24 protein-coding genes and 1 pseudogene are annotated in these 17,105 nt (G+C 65.3%); 10 read left to right on the top strand and 15 right to left on the bottom strand.

What is annotated here, in order from left to right:
• Positions 1 to 31: 31 nt before the first annotated feature.
• The 3 genes from H1B27_RS25390 to H1B27_RS25380 all read right to left on the bottom strand — a co-directional run bounded on the left by H1B27_RS25390 (position 32) and on the right by H1B27_RS25380 (position 1,577).
• On the bottom strand, positions 32 to 436 hold the full coding sequence (locus H1B27_RS25390) for a VOC family protein (protein WP_197967923.1): 405 nt from the start codon (positions 434 to 436) through the stop codon (positions 32 to 34).
• 207 nt (positions 437 to 643) lie between these two features.
• Positions 644 to 1,003, bottom strand: coding sequence for a c-type cytochrome (locus H1B27_RS25385; RefSeq protein ID WP_197967922.1), 360 nt, complete (start codon positions 1,001 to 1,003; stop codon positions 644 to 646).
• 121 nt (positions 1,004 to 1,124) lie between these two features.
• Positions 1,125 to 1,577 carry a pyridoxamine 5'-phosphate oxidase family protein gene (locus H1B27_RS25380; RefSeq protein WP_197967921.1) on the bottom strand — a complete coding sequence of 151 codons (453 nt, stop codon included), beginning with the start codon at positions 1,575 to 1,577 and terminating at the stop codon, positions 1,125 to 1,127.
• Positions 1,578 to 1,746: 169 nt separating this feature from the next.
• On the opposite strand from H1B27_RS25380, the gene H1B27_RS25375 reads away from it, so the two are divergent.
• Positions 1,747 to 1,920, top strand: coding sequence for a hypothetical protein (locus H1B27_RS25375; protein WP_018644642.1), 174 nt, complete (start codon positions 1,747 to 1,749; stop codon positions 1,918 to 1,920).
• A 110-nt stretch (positions 1,921 to 2,030) separates the two neighbouring features.
• Positions 2,031 to 2,381, top strand: a complete 351-nt coding sequence (locus H1B27_RS25370; RefSeq protein ID WP_197967920.1) for a zinc ribbon domain-containing protein YjdM — start codon at positions 2,031 to 2,033, stop codon at positions 2,379 to 2,381.
• Between the two features lie 6 nt (positions 2,382 to 2,387).
• Here the strand turns inward: H1B27_RS25370 and H1B27_RS25365 are convergent, their stop codons facing one another.
• From H1B27_RS25365 to H1B27_RS25355, 3 genes are all read right to left on the bottom strand, one after another.
• Entirely contained in the window at positions 2,388 to 3,308 is a 921-nt protein-coding gene (locus tag H1B27_RS25365) for a DMT family transporter (RefSeq protein ID WP_197967919.1), read from the bottom strand.
• 197 nt (positions 3,309 to 3,505) lie between these two features.
• Complete coding sequence (locus H1B27_RS25360; RefSeq protein WP_061876569.1) at positions 3,506 to 3,760, bottom strand: hypothetical protein; 255 nt, start codon at positions 3,758 to 3,760, stop codon at positions 3,506 to 3,508.
• Positions 3,761 to 3,931: 171 nt separating this feature from the next.
• Positions 3,932 to 4,135 (bottom strand): hypothetical protein, encoded by a 204-nt coding sequence (locus H1B27_RS25355; protein WP_061876629.1) that lies wholly within the window; start codon positions 4,133 to 4,135, stop codon positions 3,932 to 3,934.
• 257 nt (positions 4,136 to 4,392) lie between these two features.
• Here H1B27_RS25355 and H1B27_RS25350 point away from each other — a divergent pair, with 257 nt between their 5' ends.
• Positions 4,393 to 5,697: a hypothetical protein gene (locus tag H1B27_RS25350; RefSeq protein WP_197967918.1), complete on the top strand. Its 1,305-nt coding sequence runs from the start codon at positions 4,393 to 4,395 to the stop codon at positions 5,695 to 5,697.
• A gap of 8 nt (positions 5,698 to 5,705) precedes the next feature.
• On the opposite strand, the gene pdxY is transcribed toward H1B27_RS25350, so the two are convergent.
• Both pdxY and H1B27_RS25340 read right to left on the bottom strand, forming a co-directional pair.
• Entirely contained in the window at positions 5,706 to 6,524 is an 819-nt protein-coding gene (gene pdxY, locus H1B27_RS25345) for a pyridoxal kinase (RefSeq protein WP_197967917.1), read from the bottom strand.
• Positions 6,525 to 6,564: 40 nt separating this feature from the next.
• Entirely contained in the window at positions 6,565 to 7,206 is a 642-nt protein-coding gene (locus tag H1B27_RS25340; protein ID WP_197967916.1) for an FMN-binding negative transcriptional regulator, read from the bottom strand.
• 127 nt (positions 7,207 to 7,333) lie between these two features.
• Here H1B27_RS25340 and H1B27_RS25335 point away from each other — a divergent pair.
• Positions 7,334 to 7,483: pseudogene (locus H1B27_RS25335) on the top strand (O-methyltransferase); the annotation flags it as partial.
• Between the two features lie 173 nt (positions 7,484 to 7,656).
• Positions 7,657 to 8,001 (top strand): DMT family transporter, encoded by a 345-nt coding sequence (locus H1B27_RS25330; RefSeq protein WP_028179789.1) that lies wholly within the window; start codon positions 7,657 to 7,659, stop codon positions 7,999 to 8,001.
• Positions 8,002 to 8,023: 22 nt separating this feature from the next.
• Here H1B27_RS25330 and H1B27_RS25325 read toward each other — a convergent pair whose 3' ends face one another.
• The 4 genes from H1B27_RS25325 to H1B27_RS25310 all read right to left on the bottom strand — a co-directional run bounded on the left by H1B27_RS25325 (position 8,024) and on the right by H1B27_RS25310 (position 11,078).
• Positions 8,024 to 8,344 (bottom strand): hypothetical protein, encoded by a 321-nt coding sequence (locus tag H1B27_RS25325; RefSeq protein WP_061876628.1) that lies wholly within the window; start codon positions 8,342 to 8,344, stop codon positions 8,024 to 8,026.
• A gap of 73 nt (positions 8,345 to 8,417) precedes the next feature.
• Positions 8,418 to 8,624 carry a hypothetical protein gene (locus tag H1B27_RS25320; RefSeq protein ID WP_028179791.1) on the bottom strand — a complete coding sequence of 69 codons (207 nt, stop codon included), beginning with the start codon at positions 8,622 to 8,624 and terminating at the stop codon, positions 8,418 to 8,420.
• A 131-nt stretch (positions 8,625 to 8,755) separates the two neighbouring features.
• Positions 8,756 to 9,037 (bottom strand): hypothetical protein, encoded by a 282-nt coding sequence (locus H1B27_RS25315; protein ID WP_028179792.1) that lies wholly within the window; start codon positions 9,035 to 9,037, stop codon positions 8,756 to 8,758.
• A 127-nt stretch (positions 9,038 to 9,164) separates the two neighbouring features.
• A complete protein-coding gene (locus tag H1B27_RS25310) occupies positions 9,165 to 11,078 on the bottom strand; it encodes an FAD-binding monooxygenase (RefSeq protein ID WP_197967915.1) in 1,914 nt (637 codons plus the stop codon).
• Between the two features lie 107 nt (positions 11,079 to 11,185).
• Here H1B27_RS25310 and H1B27_RS25305 point away from each other — a divergent pair, with 107 nt between their 5' ends.
• Together H1B27_RS25305 and H1B27_RS25300 are read left to right on the top strand one after the other, a co-directional pair.
• Entirely contained in the window at positions 11,186 to 11,650 is a 465-nt protein-coding gene (locus tag H1B27_RS25305) for a MarR family winged helix-turn-helix transcriptional regulator (RefSeq protein WP_061876627.1), read from the top strand.
• 117 nt (positions 11,651 to 11,767) lie between these two features.
• Positions 11,768 to 12,196: a COG4315 family predicted lipoprotein gene (locus H1B27_RS25300; RefSeq protein ID WP_197967914.1), complete on the top strand. Its 429-nt coding sequence runs from the start codon at positions 11,768 to 11,770 to the stop codon at positions 12,194 to 12,196.
• A gap of 73 nt (positions 12,197 to 12,269) precedes the next feature.
• Here the strand turns inward: H1B27_RS25300 and H1B27_RS25295 are convergent, their stop codons facing one another.
• On the bottom strand, positions 12,270 to 12,866 hold the full coding sequence (locus H1B27_RS25295) for a L,D-transpeptidase (RefSeq protein ID WP_165935844.1): 597 nt from the start codon (positions 12,864 to 12,866) through the stop codon (positions 12,270 to 12,272).
• 345 nt (positions 12,867 to 13,211) lie between these two features.
• Between H1B27_RS25295 and H1B27_RS25290 the strand changes: the two genes are divergently transcribed.
• Together H1B27_RS25290 and H1B27_RS25285 are read left to right on the top strand one after the other, a co-directional pair.
• A complete protein-coding gene (locus H1B27_RS25290; RefSeq protein ID WP_197967913.1) occupies positions 13,212 to 14,288 on the top strand; it encodes a hypothetical protein in 1,077 nt (358 codons plus the stop codon).
• 354 nt (positions 14,289 to 14,642) lie between these two features.
• Entirely contained in the window at positions 14,643 to 14,873 is a 231-nt protein-coding gene (locus H1B27_RS25285; RefSeq protein ID WP_025035960.1) for a DUF6894 family protein, read from the top strand.
• Positions 14,874 to 14,985: 112 nt separating this feature from the next.
• Here the strand turns inward: H1B27_RS25285 and H1B27_RS25280 are convergent, their stop codons facing one another.
• Positions 14,986 to 15,771 (bottom strand): SDR family NAD(P)-dependent oxidoreductase, encoded by a 786-nt coding sequence (locus H1B27_RS25280; RefSeq protein WP_197967912.1) that lies wholly within the window; start codon positions 15,769 to 15,771, stop codon positions 14,986 to 14,988.
• Between the two features lie 126 nt (positions 15,772 to 15,897).
• On the opposite strand from H1B27_RS25280, the gene H1B27_RS25275 reads away from it, so the two are divergent.
• A complete protein-coding gene (locus tag H1B27_RS25275) occupies positions 15,898 to 16,293 on the top strand; it encodes a hypothetical protein (RefSeq protein WP_061876561.1) in 396 nt (131 codons plus the stop codon).
• A gap of 485 nt (positions 16,294 to 16,778) precedes the next feature.
• On the opposite strand, the gene H1B27_RS25270 is transcribed toward H1B27_RS25275, so the two are convergent.
• A complete protein-coding gene (locus tag H1B27_RS25270; protein WP_061876559.1) occupies positions 16,779 to 16,964 on the bottom strand; it encodes a hypothetical protein in 186 nt (61 codons plus the stop codon).
• Positions 16,965 to 17,105: the final 141 nt, after the last annotated feature.

The following is a 17,105-nucleotide window of genomic DNA, read 5'->3' as shown; positions in this document are numbered from 1 at the left end:
GTCCCGCTGGCGATCGTAGCCCGGTCGCGAACTACGAACTCCCCAACAACGCGTCATACCCTCTCGCGCTGAACGCCAGCAGACAGAACCCGTGCCCGAACGGATCGGCCAGCATCGCGATCCGGCCATAGGGCGCATCGCGCGCGGGCGCCTCGAGGATCGCACCCGCACTGAGCGCACGCGCGACGGCGGCGTCGACGTCGTCAACGACGACGTCGATATGCATGGGCGTCCAATGCCGCTCGTAGCGGCGGCGGTCGCCGCCGGCGCCGATCGTGCCGGCCTGCTTGGTCAGGAGATACACCGGCGCCGGCCAGCCGTTGAGCTCGACGAAGTCGGCGCCGAAGCGGCGGCCGACCGTCAGGCCGAAGGCCTCGGTGTAGAAGGTCGTGGCTTTGGCGACGTCGGGGACGTCGATGTTGAGAAGGAAGGACATGGCGGGCTCGTCGCGCGTTACGGGCGGAGGCTACGCATCGAGCGCCTGGACGTCGAGGGGACTCCACCGTGACATCATGCACCTGTTTTGCCCGACGGCGCAAACGAAATTCGGTATCGCCGAAGTCAGATCAAATCCCCAGCGATTCCATGGCCATGCCTACTGTGCATGGGGTTGTTTTCGCAAAGATGTGCTTTGGCCGGTCCCTCATTCGCTCTTGAGGCTGAGGATATAGGCCGAGAGCGCATCCGCCTGCTCCGGCGAGATCACCAGGTTCGGCATGTTCCGATGGCTGGTCCGCCAGAACACCTTGAGCGACAGCGCGGTGGTGCCTTGCCGGTCTGCGATGGCCTGGAAGCTCGGCGCCTCGTCGAAGAAATCGGTCATGTGCCGCTCGACCGCGTGACACGACTGGCACCACGCCTGCGCCAGGCGCTGTCCTTCGGCGATCGTGCGCGAGCCGGCCCTTGGGGCCCCCGCGGCGGTGTGAACGACGCTGAAGAGAAACAGCAGCGACAAGGCGATCAGGATGACGATGCCGATGGAGATTCGAACAGTGTGCGACATCGCCAAACCTCACCGCGATTGAATCATCGATCGAGCCTAGATTTGCAGGGAAAGGCCGGGTTGATCTGCGTCAAGGCAGGAGCGGATGACCGCTCGTCTTCGCAAACCACCGCGCGCGTCATCAGCACGTCACGAGATCGGTGTGGCCAAATCCCTTGGAATAATCGAGCAGCGAGATCACCGTCGGCGTGAGGCGGATCAGCCGCACCTCGGAAGGCTTCGGCACCGTCAGGCCCAGGGCCTTCTGCTCGGGATAGCGCGCCATCAGCAGCGCGATCGCCTTCTCGGCTTCGGCCAGATCGGTCACGGCCACCGCCCGCGCCGCCATGGACAGGCCGGTGATCTCCATCACTTCTGCCGGGTCGTCGTCGATCGCCAGCGAGACGCGGTCGTCCCGGGACAGGTTCTGCGCCTTCTGGCTGTCGATGCCGCAGAGGAAGTAGATGGTGAAGCCTACGTTGGCGTAGCCGACGGTCGTCACCTGCGGCCAGCCATCCGGGCGAACGGTTGCGATCCGCATCGTGCGGTGCTGGTCCAGCAAGGCCTGGATTTTTGCTCTGAGCGTGTCGTCCATCGCTTCGCCTCCGGTGGTCATTCGGCGAGAGGATACGACCCTCACGCGTAATGCCGTTGACGCAGCTCAATCCCGCGCGGGCGACGTCGGTCGATTGATCATGCCGCTCGCCAGGATCACGGCGACCGCATAGGCTCGGCGCTCATCCGACGATTCAGGAGACATCACCATGAACGGCAACCGCTATTACGGCGTCCGCGTCGAGGGCGCGAAATACGGCGTGGGATTCGGCTCGGCGCTCGCCATCGCGATCTCCTACACCAACAACCATTCGATCCTGTGGGCGATCATCCACGGCATCCTGGGCTGGCTCTACGTGATCTTCGTCGCGCTGTTTCGGTGATATCGCACCGGCCGGCGAGCCCCGGTCCGCGCGGCTTGCAGCTTTTCCTTGCTTTCCCGGTTCCCGCCTCTACGGTCGCGCCGCGAACGAACCGTTGAGACGAGACAGACATGACCGACACGATGAAATGCCCGGCCTGCAGCTCCGAGCACGCCTATCAGGACCGCGATCTCTGGGTCTGCCCGGAATGCGGCCATGAATGGAGCGGCACGGCGGACGCGGCCGCGGACACGGCGCAGGATGCCGGCGTGCGCGATGCCAACGGCAACGTGCTCGCCGACGGCGACAGCGTCATCGTGATCAAGGATCTCAAGATCAAGGGCTCGTCCTCGGTCGTCAAGGGCGGCACCAAGGTGCGCAACATCCGCCTGCAGGACGCCAGCGACGGCCACAACATCGCCTGCAAGATCGACGGCATCGGCGCGATGAATCTGAAATCCGAGTTCGTGCGGAAGGCTTGAGATCCGCTAGCTTTGCCGTTGTGCCAGGTAGAACCCGCACAGCACCGTCACGAGGCCTGCCGTCTGCAACATCGTCGGCGGCTCGCCGAGCAGCAGCCAGCCGGTGAGCAGCGTCAGCGCCGGCACGCAGGCCGGAAACACCGCGGCGCGGGCAACGCCGAGGCGCTGGACCGAGACGGCGTAGAGATAGAGCGCGGCGGGGCCGGCGAGCACGCCCTGCACAAGCGCCTGGATCGCGTTCTCGGTCACGCCGATTGCCGCAATATGGGCGAGGCCGATCGTGGCGACGTAGACCGGCACCAGCAGCAGCGACAGCACGTTGATGACGAGCGCAGCCGGCACGGCCGAGACGCGCCAGCGGCGCAGCATCGCGCCGAAGCCGGCGAACATGAACCCGGCGAGGACGAAGATCAGATCACCCTGAATGCCGTCGGCCCCGATATGGCCGATCGATTCCGCGCCGATCACGCCGAGGCCCCCGACGATGACGAGCGCGCCGGCAAGCCGCGAGGCGGAGATCCGCTCCTTCAGCACGACCGCCGCGAGCAGCAGCCCGCCGAGCGTCGCGCAAGAGGGCTGGATCACGCTGCCATGGCCGAGCGGCACGAACAGGAAGCCGCTGTAGGAGATCAGCGACATCACGGGGCCGCCGAGCACCATCAGCACGAGGCCCCTGCTCCAGCCGATGCCGCAGAGATCGGAGATTCCGGCGCGCAACACCAGCGGCAGGAACGCGACCCCCGACCAGACATAGCGATGCACCAGGAGATCGACCGGCGTGAAGCCGACCTTGAGGCCGTGCCGCGTGGCGGCAAAGCCGAGCGCCCAGAACAGCGCCGCGGCAAGGCCGCAGACCACGCCGAGCAGAGCCGGCGCTGCGTCGTTCTTTTGAGTGAGAGCGTCAGCGCCGCTCGTCCGCTGATCCATGGATCAAGCGATATGTCGGCGCGCTACGCCGCTCAACCCACGCGGCTGCAAGGCTGGCACGCAGACATCGCGACGATGCCGCGTAGAACGCAATTGCCGCACGCGCAATGCGCATGCGGCGTCATCATGCCAATGGCCGCACGACGCGGTGAAATCTCGCTCTGCGCGAGACCCATCTGCCTCAGGCGACCTCAGTCTTAGCGGGCCGCGCCCGTGGTGACGTCCGCGGTCGTCACCTTGCGGGGGCTGAGCACCTTCGCCTGGTGGACCGAGGCGACCGTGGCCGGCGCGGCGACCTGCTGCTCGACATGCGCAGCCCCGAGCACACGCACCTGCAGCGGCGAAACCGGCAGGCCGTTGGCCTCATAGGTCGGCAGCTCGGCGGCGACGGCGGCGGTGCCGCCCACGATGGTCAGGATGGCGGCGGCGATCGACAAAGTCTTCTTGTTCATGGTGATGCTCCGAGAGTGAAGGTCGGAGCCTATTTAGGCGCGTCTTGCTGCATTGCGACATGCTTTGCTGCATCGCAACAGCGCGCGCGATGCATGGCGATATGCCTAATGCGTACAGGGCGTTGGCCGAATCACGCTGGCCGCGACATGGCCTTCTGCCCCGTGCGGTACTCAGCCACCCAGCACGTTGCCCCAGCCATCGAAGAGATAGGTCTTCCAAGCTACGGTTCCGTCCCCAGCGGGCCTGCTGGCACGGCGATAGTCATCGGCCTGATCGGCGGTCCAGGTGATGATCGTGTCCGAAAGACGATCGTGCAGGATGGCGGGCTCGGTGGGATCGAAGGCGTCCATGGGACGAAGCGTGGGATGCGTCATGGCGCCTCCAACGCAGCAGCGTCCGCAAAGTTGCGGCACGGCCTCAGGCAAAGCACCGCGTGGAACCTCGCGTTGCAACTCGGCAACACCCGCCGCGAAAAGCCCGCAGCCGCCGATTGCGCCATTGCGCCGCCACACCATCCCCCGAACAATCGACGAGCTGCGTTGCCTTTCCGTGCAAGACTGTTTCGTCAACTGTTTGCATCATGACTGTTCGGACAAGATGGTTCGGACGGAACCGTTTGGAGGCAGGGGTCATGAACGATCGGCGGTCTCTTCTAGTGGCGGTGTCGTGTCCCTCGGCCGTTCTCGCCGGCTGGCTGGTGTTGTCTCTCTCCGCCCATGCGCCTGCCCTCATCGAGAACAGCGGCGCCAACGTGGCTGCCGTCTCGCGCGCCAAGGATGTCAGTCGCCTCGACCTCGCCGACGTGCCGCGCGCTGCAACGATCGAGGACGGCATCGCCTTGACCGCCGACATCGCCGCCGCCGTCGCTGCGGCGCCTGCCCCGGCGGCGACCGCGCAGGAAATGCCGGAGGGGCTCGCCTTAGCCATCAAGCTCGCTTCGGCCGACCCGGCACTGATCCTGCCGACAGAGGCGGCGCCCGCGCCGCAGATTTCGCCTGAACCGGTAGCCATCGTCAGCGAGGCTGACCCTGCTCCCGCGCCAGAGCCCGTCAAGCTCGCATCCGCGGATCCCACTGAGATCGTGACGACGGACGCACTGTCGCCTGCGGCAATCGCAAGCGGCCCCGTCACGCCCGCAAGCAAGCCATCTCCGCCGGCCGATACCGTCGCCGTGCTCGACGAATGCTTCGTCATGGAGGCCTGCATCGACCGCTACCTCTGGGCGCTCTATCAGCGCACCGCCAAGGAGGACACGATCAAGGTTCAGGAGCGGCGCGCCGTCACCGTCAAGCGCAAGGGCAAGACGGTCACGGTGATGCGTAGCTTCACGAAGCTGGTCGATCAGGACTTCGGCTGGAAGGATCCGAAGGCGGCCGAGCGCGCCGGCATGTCGATGATGGACTACGTCATCGGCGGCATGGACAAGAGTTTCAAGAAGAAGCTGTTCCGCACGCTGCTCGCAGCCGAAGCCGCCGGCCTGTCGCCGGGCATCACCAGCGCATTCCGCGACGACTATCGCCAGTCGATCGCGAGCGGCCTCAAGGCTGCCTCCGACCGCTCCTATCACGGAGGCAGTACGCGCGGCGGTTATGGCCACGGCATGGCGGCCGACATCGTCAGCACGCAGGGCAACAACCGCGCGCAGCGCTGGGTCTCGACCGAGATCCTGTGGAAGTGGGTTGACGCCAACGGCAAGGCGTTCGGCATCGGCCGCCCCTATCTCGGCCGCGATCCGCCGCATGTCGGCCCGATCGACGGGAAGGAATACATCTCGCGCCGCGGCGTTGCGACCGACAGCAAGGAAGCCGCGAACGTCAAGCCGAAGAAGACGCGGGCCGCCAGCGCCAAGCCGCCCAAGGCGCACGCCGCACGCGAGCAGAAGAGCCCGGCCAAGCAGCAGAAGTCGGCGCAATCGGCCGTCAAGCCCGCGACCTGAACCGTCAATCAGACATCGAGCCCGCGCGTCGGCAGCGGCACGAGCCGCATCTCGGCGGAGCCGGCGTCCTGCGTGCGCACCAGCACCGCGAAGATCGTGTCGACTGCAAGCCGTATTGCCGACTCGATCGCTTCGCCCTTGGCCAGATGCGCCGCGATCAGACCGGTGAGGAGGTCGCCGGTGCCATAGGGCCGGATCGGCAGGCGCGGCGTCGCAAAGCGCGACAATCGCCCGTCGGAGCACAGGATCGTCTCCACCTGCCCCGCCGCCGTGTCAGCGAGCGTGCAGCCGGTGGCGACTACGTCGATGCGGCCCACCCCTGCCAGCGCGGAGCAGGCCGCGCGGAGGCCCTGGGCATCGGCAATGGTGAGACCGGAGAGCAGCTCGAGCTCGAACTGATTCGGCGTCGTGAGATTCGCCACCGGCAGCAGCCGGTGCCGGACCGCATCCAAGATGCCGTCCGCGACATAGACGCGGCCGTCATCGCCGATCACGGGATCGCAGAGATAGACGAGCTTCGCATTCCGCGTGAGCGCCCGCTCGACGAAATCGGCGATCACGGCAGCATTGCCCGGCGAGCCCAAATAGCCGGTGACGAGCACCGCAGCCTCGTCGACGAGGCCGCGCTCCTCGACGCCCCTCAGGAGATCGGCGACGAGATCGCTCTCCAGCACCCGCCCGCGCAGGCTCGGATAGCGCGGATGGTTTGACAGCAGCGTCGTCGGCACCGCCGCAACGTTCACGCCCTCCGCCTGCATGGCGTAGGCGGCCGCGCTGTTGCCGACATGGCCGTGGACCACCTGGCTCTGAATGGAGATGACGAGCATGAGGAAGGTCCGTAAGGTCAAACGTTGCGCGAGGCAAGCGTTACGGCATCTCGTATCCAAGCCCCTGCCGCAGCGCCTGCATCTTGCGCGCCAGCCGCCGGTGACCCGACTCCTCCGACCGCGCCAATCGATCGGCGACCGCGACATGGTCAGCATCGCTCTTGTGCTGGTTGAGCTTGGCCTGCCCTTCGACCTCATCCACCACGAGATCGACGACGCGGATCGCAGCCAGCATGCTCTCACGCTTGCCCGGCTCCATCTGCGCGAGGTCCCAGGGTTCTTTCGGCAAGCGCGCCTCGGAGATTGCGAGCAGCGCATCGCCGTGCCCGCGGTTCTCGTCGAGCCCGCGCAGATGGGCCACGCCCGACAGGTGCACCGCTTCGTAAAGCCAGGTCGAGACGTTGTCGCGTGAGGCATACCAGTCGTTGGAGACATAGGCATCGTCGCCGGTAACGATCAGCAGAAATCGTCTGCTGCCATCGGCCAGCGCCACAAGCGGATTTTTGGCGGTGAAGTGAATCTGCACGACAGTGTGCCCGCCGCGCTCGGTCAGCACGAATGGCACGTGCGAGGCCCGCGGCCCGCGCTCGTCCGCCACCACGATCACGCCGAAGCCGCGAGATGCGGCAAATTCCAGCGCGCGCTGTGTCTCGATGCGGAACTGGGCGCGGAGAACGTGCATGGCGCGGGGTCTCGATGAATGGATGACGAACGCGGCGAGGCTAACCCATAATCCCCCGAAATCTGAACAACAATCAACCTTCGAACGCTGCTGCCGGCAATCCCTCAGCGCCGCGATTCGGATGACGCTCGATCTGCTCGAAGACCGTCTCAAGCCGGGCGCGATCATCGTCGCCGACGACAGCCCAGACTATCTCTCCCGCATGCGCCAGCCCGGAAGCGGCTATATGTCCACGGCCTTCGCCGAGGACGTCGAGCTTTCGATGCGGATCGATTGAAGCCACGCGCGACCGTCGCTGTATCATGGAGCCGCTGCGCGATTCATCGCGCGGCGGCTTGGTCATCCGGACCGACCGCAGAGCCTTTGCACCACGCTCCAAGCTGTCGCAGGCACGTCACCCCCGCGTGGTATGCGCCGTCATATGTCAGCCATCGTCGGCCTGGTCTCCGCATGAGCTCCGTCTTCAACGCCTATACGGCTCTTGCCCTCGCCATCGTGTTCGAGGTCACCGCGTCGGCGTTCCTGCAGCAGTCCGCGCAATTCACCCGTCCCTGGCCGACGCTGGCGATGGTGCTGTTCTACGTCGCCTCGTTCTACGCGCTGTCGGTGGCGATCCGGGTCATCCCGTTGAGCATCGCCTATGCGATCTGGGGCGGGGTCGGCATCATCCTGACCGCCACCGTCTCCTTCGTGCTGTTCCGCCAGATCCTGGACGCCGCAGCCTTCGTCGGCATCGCGCTGATCGTGTCCGGGGTCGTGGTCATTAACCTGTTCTCGGAGACCACGGTGCGTTGATGCCGGCCCGTTGCCGGCCCGCCTACTGGCTCTGCACCGGCTTGGGCTGACGCGGCGCGGATCGAGGCGGCTTTGCGCCAGGCTTGGCCGCGCCCCGGGGCGGTGATTCATCGACCGACACGAGGTAGGCGGCGAGTGCCCTGGCCGAGTCGGTGCTGGTTGAGTAATGGTCCTTCAGGAACCAGGACAGCGTCAGGCTGAAGCGGCCCTTGGCGAGACCGCGCGGACTGCGATGGCAGGTCGCGCAGCCGTCGGCAAAGAGCTTCGCGGGCGATTTGCCCGCGTCGAGATTTTGCGCGGCCGCACCCGTCACCGTCAGCACGGTGGCGGCTGCGACAGTCATCAGGGGCATAGTCGGGCCGCGCCAAGGTCGAAACAACGACGTCAAACTGTCGTCCCCTCGCCCCGTCTCGCGATCACGCAGCCGACTGCTGATCGAATTCGGGCGGCGCGTAGGCCTTGCCGTCCTGGTCGGTGATGACGACCCGCCATCCCTCGCTCGCCCACACCTTTGCCTTCGCCACGATGACCAACCGGCTCTCGCGGGCGAAGCTGTACTTCTCGTTGTCGCGTTCTGCGACCATTTTGTAGGCCAATTCGCATCCCCTAGCGTCGCCCTGCACCCAGCCTTCTCGTGACAGCGGGTTTTGGCGGCAATTCGCCGGGAGCGTGGCAATTTGATGCCATCCGCAGGCGGTATGGGCACGCCTCGTGCCATCGGCAACGGAGCCGATCCTGCCGCGCCGGATCGGCGCTAATGCACGCGAATAACGTGGGGGCGGCCGAGATTGATCAGGCCCTGCACCGCCGAGAGGCGGTCATCGAGGGCTGCAATGGTGAGCAATAGATTGTTGCGGCGCTCGTCGAGCAAACCCATCTCGGCGCCGCTGAGCTTTGTGCTCGTCCGTTCCTTGTGGATCGCTTCGAGGGACTTGCGCAGTCCGGCAATCAACCCGGCCAGCTGCTGGGCCTCCTTGGTCATCGACCGCTTAGCGACATTCTGCTGACGGCGCGTCTCCGCCTGGCTCTGACTCATTTCATCCTCCCGTGCCCCGCTGCCCCGAGTGGATGACTGCATCTTTGGATACACATGTTACGATCGATGAAATCTGCCCGCGAAGAACTTTCTTAAATTGTACGTGCAGGGAACTCGACGCCGGGCGTCAGATCACCTTCAGCATGAAGCGGTCGAAGTACGATGCAAGCCCGGCATAGTCGTCGAGCGGCAGCACATTCGCGACATACTGGTCGGGCCGCACCACGACCATGCAGCCGCGCTTTCGATCGATCCCTCGCATTGCGAAAACGTCGTGGCCCCCTTTCAGGTCCGGGCAGAACATCTTTTCGTAGTCGATCAGACCATAGCGGCCCTTGCGCGGGAGCAGCAGCGACGGCATCGCCGCGACGGCAAGCTGACGATGATCCTGCTGGAAGACGGCACGCAGGTCGATCACGCTGTCGACGTCGGCGCCAACAGGCGTGTATCGCCGCAACGGTGATTCCCGAGCCTCGGTGAGGAAGCCGCACAGCGCGCGGATGGCCGAGCCGGCAGCCGCAGGATCCTCCGCAGGCGAAAACGCGTAGATGCGGAAACGGCCGTCGGCCTGCGCGGCGTGGCCGAGATGGACCGGCTTGGCGTCCGCCAGCCGGATCACCGGCGCGGAATGGAAACGCTTGCCGATGACGAGGCCCTGCGCGAGGTGCTGATGCGAAGTCGCGCCGGTGAGCACCGATGGTCTGTAATGCGTTGCCGTGCCCGCGGTATAGCGCCCATGCCTGACGAAATAGTCCTGCGTTTTGGCGGCATCGGCGCCGCCCGCCTTGGCGGCCGAGGCGAGAATCCCCGCCCATTCGCGGTCGAAATCGATCAGCTCTTTCGCGACCGCCTGGCGCTCCGCCGAATAGGAATGCAGCAGGCTTGGGGCGCACCGGCTCCGGAGGACAGCGGCGAGCTTCCAGCCGAGATTGAAGGCATCCTGCATCGAGACGTTCATGCCCTGCCCCGCCTTCGGGCTGTGCGTATGGCAGGCATCGCCGGCGATGAAGACGCGCGGCAGGCGCGTGTCGATCTCGGTCTCCGGCACGTCGTCGAACTTGTCGGTCAGGCGCTGGCCGATCTCGTAGACCGACCACCAGGCGATCTCCTTCACCTCGAGTGTATGCGGGTTCAATATCCGCTGCGCCTTGGCGATCACGTCGTCGGCGGTGATGTTGCGGCTCGCAACGCGCTCGCCGACATCGAGTTTTGCGAGCTCGACATAGATGCGGACCATGTAGCCGCCTTCACGCGGAATGATCAGCAGGCTGCCGTCCCTGGCCGACTGGACCAGCGACTTGAAGCGGATGTCCGGAAAATCCGTCACCGCCAGCACGTCCATCACGCCCCAGGCGTGGTTGGCGGAATCGCCATGCAGCTCGCGCCCGATCGATTTGCGCACCGTGCTGCGTGCGCCGTCGCAGCCGACGACGTAGCGCGCCCGGATGGTCTCGACCTTGCCCTCGTGCGCGGCATCGACGCGTTCGAGGCGCACGCTCACGGCATGATCGGCAGCAGGATCGACATGGAGATCAAGCACGCGTCGGCTGTAATACGGCTCGAGCTTCGCCGGCGACCTGCGCATGACGTCGAGGAAACAGTCATGGATGCGCGCCTGGTTGAGGATGACGTGCGGGAATTCCGACAGCCCATCCTCGACGTCCTGAACCCGGCCGCTGCGGGCGATCTTCTCCGGCGTCAGTTCATCCGGCTTCCAGAACGTCGTTTCGTTGACCCAATAGGCCTCCTTCAGCACCCGCTCGCTGAAGCCATAGGCGTGGAACATCTCCATGGTGCGGCAGGCGATGCCGTCGGCCTGGCCGACCAGCAGCCGGCCCGGCTTCTGCTCGACGATGCAGGTCTTGATGTCAGGAAACTGCGCAAGCTGGGCGGCGAGCGTCAGGCCGGCAGGTCCGCAGCCGACGATGAGAACATCGACCTCGTCAGGCACGGCGCCCGTTGCGCCCGGTGCCTGAACGCGCTCGGCGGGATCGGCAATCTCGGGGTCGCCCGGCTGAAATCCATTCAGATGGAATTGCATGAGCACCTCTCCCGTCAAAACTTCTGTTTTGGATATTGCTCAGTATGCTGACTATCAGTATGCTTGTCAACGACCCTCGAAACCTCCCTGCCTCCGTGGAGACGTCGGTGAAAGACAACAACGACATGCCCGGGCATCTGGCGCGCCGCTTCCAGCAGATCGCGGTCGCGGTGTTCCTGGCCGAAGTCGAAGACGCCGGCTTCGATCTCACGCCGGTGCAGTACGCCGCGCTCGCGACCATCAAGGCCAATCCGGGATTGGACCAGGTAACGCTCGCCGGATTGATCGCCTACGATCGCACCACCATCACCGGCGTGATCGATCGCCTCGTCCAGAAGGGCCTCGCGGAGCGCCGCCCCTCCAGCCGCGACCGCCGCGCGCGGGAGCTCCAAATCACCGATGAAGGCCGGCGCACGCTGCGCAAGATCACGCCGGCCGTCGAATCTGCGCAGCGCATCATGCTGGGCGGCCTCAGCGCGAAGGAGGGCGAGGAACTGATGCGGCTGCTGCGCAAGGCCATCGCCGCCGGCAACGAGCTCAGCCGCGCCCCGCAACGCGATGCGCAAATCTAACTCCAAACCACGTCCGAATTTGTCGCAGCGCACGAAACCAGGAACTAACCTTCGCCTGCTAAGCTCGGCCGTATTGGGCACTTAACGTGCGATTAACTTTGCGGGGCGGAGTTCGGAATGTTCAGGTTCTTCGTTATGGCGGCAGCCATGACGCTCTCGACCAGTCATGCAGTCGCAGGCGGCCACGGGGGCGGCGACCCTCCTCCGCCGAAGGTCGAGGCGCCGACGGCTCCAGCGAAGGTGATCCTGACCAAACAGGGTCGCAAGCTCGTCGATCTCAACGGCATGACGCTTTACATTTACGAGCGCGACACCACCGGAAAGTCCTCGAATTGCAACGGTAAGTGCACCGAGAACTGGGTTCCGCTGGCCGCGACGGCCGACGCCAGGGCCGTCGGCGACTTCACCGTGATCAGCCGCGACGACGGCAGCAAGATGTGGGCCTACCGCTATCGTCCGCTCTACACGTCACCCGCTGACAAGGCGCCGGGCGACGCCAACGGCAATGCCACGACGCTGCAATGGCGGATCGCGCGGCCCGAATAGGGAAAAGGCATCCCGGCAGCGTCGCCGGCTCACCAACGTCCCTGTGCGACGGAACCGACCGTTCGCACAGCTCTCAGCTTCGCCAGCGCATACCCGTCTCGGCCTGCGCGTTCTGCCCGGGCGGCAGCACCACGACCGTCGAATTGAGCTTTACCCGGTCGTAGAGATCGATGACGTCCTCATTGCGCATCCGGATGCAGCCGGACGAGATCGCCTGGCCGATATATTCGGGCTGGTTGGTGCCGTGGATGCGGTAGAGCGTGTCCTTGTTGCCGACATACAGATAGATGCCCCGCGCGCCGAGCGGATTGGCGGGACCGCCTGGAACGCGCGCCGGATACGGGCCGAGCCGCGCTTGGATGTCCGCCGTCGGAACCCAGTCCGGCCACTCCGCCAGGCGGCCGACCCGCGCGACGCCGGAGAACGCCATGGCTTCCTCGCCGACCGCAACGCCGTAGCGGATCGCCTTGCCCTCGGGCAGCACGTAGTAGAGATAGCGCGCATCGGTATCGACCAGGATCGTGCCCGGCTGTTCCTTGCGGTGGTAGTCCACGATATGGCGGAGATATTGCTCAGGCACCTTCGCCTGAGCGTAAGGCGTATGCGCGAGCAACTGACGGTCGCGCGGCGTCATGCTCGCGTCCGTCGATGGCGAGAGTGTCGTCTGCATGCAGCCGCCCAGCGGCAACAAGGCTGCGACGAACAAAACGAGTAGAGATCTTGGCACCGCCGGCCCCCCGATAGCGGATAGCAGCACCCCCAGCACCGCCACATATCGCCAAAATCGCGCTGAAAACAAGGCGGGAGAGGAACACGTGCGCGTGTTCGATCAACCGGGTTCCATCACCACAAACGGCGGAAGACCGTCGCATCATCTCCATCCCCTCGCCTTGCTTTGGTCAAACCCGGCTGGACTCGTGCGCCCTGGGGCTCGGGATGGGCTCACCTCAACCGATCGGCGCCGCGCCAATGCGGACGACCTAGGCTTCAAACACCAGGCTTCAAAGGAGTTGCGATGCTCGCGACGCTGAATGCCAAGCAAATCGTCGATGAGATCGTGAAGGACACGGTCAAGGACAACGACCCTCACGACGCGGTTCAGATCTCTCCCGAGATCGTGCTGGCCTCCCGGCCCACCAGCGCGTCTCCTGCGCTGGCGCCGGAGATCGCGCCGCGTCCGGAGCCCAGGTTCACCCCGGAGGCCAAGCTCACTCCGGAGCCCAAGCTCACTTTGGAGCCGAAGTTCGCGCCGGAGCCGGCACGTGCGCCCGAGCCCACCATCAACGTCGTCTACGGAAAGCCCGCCGCGGCACCATTTGTCGACACGGCTGTCCGCGTCACGTCCAGCGACGTTCCTGTCAGGCAGAAGCGATCCTCGGTCGGCAAGTGGCTGCGCGGTGCGTCCGTCGCGTTCTTGTTTGCCGGCGCCAGCGTGGCCGCCAGCATCGCCTGGGAGAAGCACGGCGACACGGCAACGCAAATGCTGGCCGAATGGACGCCAGCACTGACTTCGTTGCTACCTGTGACCTCGTGGCTACCTGCGACGTCGCAGACCGCTCCGGTCGCCGCCACGCAGGCCCCATCGGCCGCAGTGGAAGCCACGGCAGATCAATCGGCCAACCAAGCTGCGCCGCCGCCCGCCGCTCAAATTGCCGCAGTCGCGCCTGCCGCGACACTGCCGGTCGACACAACGCAGTCGGTGCAATCGATGACGCACGATCTCGCCGCGATGGCGCAGCAGATCGAGCAGCTCAAGGCCAGCATCGCCGAGCTGAAGGCCGGGCAGGAGCAGATGGCGCGTGAGATGTCGAAGCCGCCTGCACCGAAGCCGACAGCCGAAGCGAAGCCACCGGTCGATCCGCGCGCACGCGCCGCTGCGCTTCCGCCGCAGCCTGCCGCGCCTCCGGTTCGCAAGCCCAAACCGGCCGTGGCACGGAACTACATGCCGGCCTCTTCGCCCGCGCCGCTCGCACCTCCGCCGCCGCCATCGCAGGCCGCCGCGGTCGCGCCGCCAGCTGCGCCGGCCACGACGACGCAAGCCGTTGCCGATGACGACGGACCTATCGTGCGCCCGCCAATGCCGCTGCGTTAGTCGCGATCTCGCGCACGCTGTCCGAGTCGATGTAATGCGTTGAGTCCGGGCTACTACGGGAAGCGATGCCTTGCACGTCTTCCGATCAAGAGAAAAGGCCGTCGGGATCTATGCCGCCGGCCTTCTCGTGCAGCTGCCGGTTCCCGGAGCCCGGTTCTGCTGCAATTCCATGCCTCATGGTCGCCCGGACATATTTAATAAAATGTTAACGCGCCCACATGCTGCACATCATTTCTGCGCCATAAGCTCAGAGATTGCGCGGCCTGTTCATTCGGCAACTATCGACTCAGTGGTATCATCCGGGATGTGTTGAGACTTGCACTGAAGCTCAGATCGTCACACGGGGGAATTCAGATGCCCTACTACTATTTCGATCTCGTGGTTGGTGAAGAGTTCAAGAACCAGGGGGGAATCATCCTCGAAGACATCGAGGTTGCCTCCGATCGCGCCGATCAACTGGCGTGTGAGCTGTCACAGGTGAAGCCGGAGCTGCAGCAGAAGGGTTGCGCGGTGCGCGTCACCGATCGCGATCACAACGAGCTCTATCGCACGCCGCTCGATCCGGTGCCGGCCTGGCAGCGCTAAGCACAGCGTTTTGCTAAGCACAGCGCTTTCAAGCGAAGCGGATGCCGGGTCGCGTTGAGAAACGCGTCAAACCAAGACGCCAAAGTTCGTTCCGATGGAATCGGAACGATCTTTACTCTCCAAGCGTCGGCGGCTCGAACCAGTTCGTCAGCGACAACCCACCGTCGACGACGAAGGCCGCGCCGGTGACGTAAGCGGAGAGCTTGTTCGACAGCACCGTGAGCGCCATCGGCACGAGGTCCTTGGCCTCGCCGAGACGCCCGAGCGGAATGTGCCGCGCCAGCGCGGGATCCGCAACGAATCCGCCGGCCGCGATTGCGCCGGGCACCAGCGCGTTGACGCGGATATCGTGGCGGCCAAACGTCTTGGCCAACTCCTTCACCAGCATCGCCAGCCCCGCCTTCGTCGTCGAATAATGCGGCAGGTTGCGCGGGGTGCCCGCATGCAGCGAGGTCAGAAACAAGAACGAGCCCGGTCGTTTCGCCGCGATCAGCCGTTTTGCGAGTTCACGCCCCAGGTGAAAACCGGCATCGAGATTGACGGCATGCATCTCCTGCCAGGTCCTGCGATCGACCGCGAGGGCATGATCGGCCTCGCGCCGCGGCGGCGAGGCGCTGTGGACGAAATGCGTGACCTCGCCCAGCGCTGCGTGTGCGGCAGCCAGCAGTTCGTCGCAGGCCTCAAGCCTGGCGAGATCGCCGACCCAGGGCACGGCCAGAGCGGGCTGCTCGCTGGCGCTGATCGCGGCATGTACCCGCTCCGCGCTCACATCCGCAAACACGGTCCGCACGCCTTCACCGACCAGGGCCTGCGCGATCGCGCGGCCGATGCCATTGCCTGCGCCGGTGACGAGCGCGGTGTCGCGTGCTGGATCGAACGGCGTGCTGAACAGGCTCATGTCGTGCTCCGAGGCTGGGGAGCGGCAGGTTAGCCCACCGGCTGGACCGACGACAATTGCGCCGCGCGCCATTGCGGAGCGGCGCGCCGGACGCTAGCCTCCCAAAAAAACGAGGAGGTTCCAGGGATGCGCACCGGTTTTCTGATGACGGGCCTGTTGCTGCTGCTGGCTGCGCCGGTCCAGGCTGGCGACGCGCCGCCGCGGTCGACCTATGTGACGATGGTCTTGCAGGCCTTCGCCGCCAAGGTCGAGTGCCCCAACACGGACCTCGTCTATCAGGACCTCGTGCAGAGGGCGCAGCAGATGCACCTGCCCGACGGCACCACCGAGAAGGTGCGCAAAGCGATCGCCTGGATGCACACCGGCGGCAAGATGGGCGAGAAGCAGGACGATGACTTGATGGCCGAGGTCGCGGTCGCGACCCAGGCTACCGACCTGGACCAGCGTCGGCTCGGCATGCCCGGCTGGTGCGAAGCCCAAAAGACCAACCTCGCCGGCCTGATCCGCAGCAAGGGCGGCTAAAGCATGATCCGGAAAAGTGCGCAGCGGTTTTCCGAAAAGATCATGCTTAGACAACAACCTAAAGCGCGATGACGATTCATCCTATTCGCATCGCGCTTTAGCGAGCCCTGGCTTTCGCCGCATTAAGCACTCCGCGACGGAACCGCTGGCCCGGCCCAAAATCGTCACAATCCTCGAAAGCATGCGACCTCTTCGAATTCGAACAGGAGGTCCTCATGCGGAGTATCCATTTCGTTTTCGCAGGCGCGATTGCGGCCGCCACGGTCCTGATCGCGCCCGCACAGGCGAGGAATGCCGACGCCCAAAAAGGCGAGGAAAAATCCACCCCGTCCTCATGCAGTGCCTATCAGCAGGCGCCGGATGGCTCGTGGGAGCCACTCCCCTGCAAGGCGACAGGCGAACGCGGCCAGCCGCAGACACAGAACCGCGCCTCGCAGCAAGGCAGCGATCGTGGGGAGCGTTGAAGGCGCTCGCGCTTACGAATGTCAGCTCTGATGCGGGCCGCGCATGATCTTCATGGCGTCCACGATGTGACGCCATTCCCTGGCCTCGTCGGTCTCGCCGCGGCCCTCGCAGGCCCGGGCCTGCTCGGCGGCTTTCGCAATCGCAGCAAGTCCGTGCTGTTCGAGCATCTGCCGGGCAACGGTATGAACCTGGACCTCGGACATCATGGGCGCTCTCCCGCTTGAGGGAACTGCGGTGCAGCGCACAACTGCCACCGCGGGTGTCTCACAACGATCGAGGCCCCGAGCTCGTTCCGTCCCGTCGACGTGAGCCCAAGACAAGCCCAACACAAGCTCAAGACAAAGGCG

Source organism: Bradyrhizobium diversitatis (assembly GCF_016031635.1).
GTDB lineage: Bacteria > Pseudomonadota > Alphaproteobacteria > Rhizobiales > Xanthobacteraceae > Bradyrhizobium > Bradyrhizobium diversitatis.
This window is presented reverse-complemented; position numbering and strand designations above follow the sequence as displayed.

Coding starts and splice junctions, on each gene's coding strand:
- H1B27_RS25360 (WP_061876569.1), bottom strand. CDS start 3,760: ATGAACAAGAAGACTTTGTCGATCGCCGCCGCCATCCTGACCATCGTG.
- H1B27_RS25340 (WP_197967916.1), bottom strand. CDS start 7,206: ATGCACGTTCTCCGCGCCCAGTTCCGCATCGAGACACAGCGCGCGCTG.
- H1B27_RS25365 (WP_197967919.1), bottom strand. CDS start 3,308: ATGGATCAGCGGACGAGCGGCGCTGACGCTCTCACTCAAAAGAACGAC.
- H1B27_RS25330 (WP_028179789.1), top strand. CDS start 7,657: ATGAGCTCCGTCTTCAACGCCTATACGGCTCTTGCCCTCGCCATCGTG.
- H1B27_RS25275 (WP_061876561.1), top strand. CDS start 15,898: ATGCGCACCGGTTTTCTGATGACGGGCCTGTTGCTGCTGCTGGCTGCG.
- pdxY (WP_197967917.1), bottom strand. CDS start 6,524: ATGCTCGTCATCTCCATTCAGAGCCAGGTGGTCCACGGCCATGTCGGC.
- H1B27_RS25290 (WP_197967913.1), top strand. CDS start 13,212: ATGCTCGCGACGCTGAATGCCAAGCAAATCGTCGATGAGATCGTGAAG.
- H1B27_RS25300 (WP_197967914.1), top strand. CDS start 11,768: ATGTTCAGGTTCTTCGTTATGGCGGCAGCCATGACGCTCTCGACCAGT.
- H1B27_RS25285 (WP_025035960.1), top strand. CDS start 14,643: ATGCCCTACTACTATTTCGATCTCGTGGTTGGTGAAGAGTTCAAGAAC.
- H1B27_RS25380 (WP_197967921.1), bottom strand. CDS start 1,577: ATGGACGACACGCTCAGAGCAAAAATCCAGGCCTTGCTGGACCAGCAC.
- H1B27_RS25270 (WP_061876559.1), bottom strand. CDS start 16,964: ATGATGTCCGAGGTCCAGGTTCATACCGTTGCCCGGCAGATGCTCGAA.
- H1B27_RS25280 (WP_197967912.1), bottom strand. CDS start 15,771: ATGAGCCTGTTCAGCACGCCGTTCGATCCAGCACGCGACACCGCGCTC.
- H1B27_RS25375 (WP_018644642.1), top strand. CDS start 1,747: ATGAACGGCAACCGCTATTACGGCGTCCGCGTCGAGGGCGCGAAATAC.
- H1B27_RS25350 (WP_197967918.1), top strand. CDS start 4,393: ATGAACGATCGGCGGTCTCTTCTAGTGGCGGTGTCGTGTCCCTCGGCC.
- H1B27_RS25370 (WP_197967920.1), top strand. CDS start 2,031: ATGACCGACACGATGAAATGCCCGGCCTGCAGCTCCGAGCACGCCTAT.
- H1B27_RS25315 (WP_028179792.1), bottom strand. CDS start 9,037: ATGAGTCAGAGCCAGGCGGAGACGCGCCGTCAGCAGAATGTCGCTAAG.
- H1B27_RS25325 (WP_061876628.1), bottom strand. CDS start 8,344: ATGACTGTCGCAGCCGCCACCGTGCTGACGGTGACGGGTGCGGCCGCG.
- H1B27_RS25295 (WP_165935844.1), bottom strand. CDS start 12,866: ATGCAGACGACACTCTCGCCATCGACGGACGCGAGCATGACGCCGCGC.
- H1B27_RS25310 (WP_197967915.1), bottom strand. CDS start 11,078: ATGCAATTCCATCTGAATGGATTTCAGCCGGGCGACCCCGAGATTGCC.
- H1B27_RS25355 (WP_061876629.1), bottom strand. CDS start 4,135: ATGACGCATCCCACGCTTCGTCCCATGGACGCCTTCGATCCCACCGAG.
- H1B27_RS25385 (WP_197967922.1), bottom strand. CDS start 1,003: ATGTCGCACACTGTTCGAATCTCCATCGGCATCGTCATCCTGATCGCC.
- H1B27_RS25390 (WP_197967923.1), bottom strand. CDS start 436: ATGTCCTTCCTTCTCAACATCGACGTCCCCGACGTCGCCAAAGCCACG.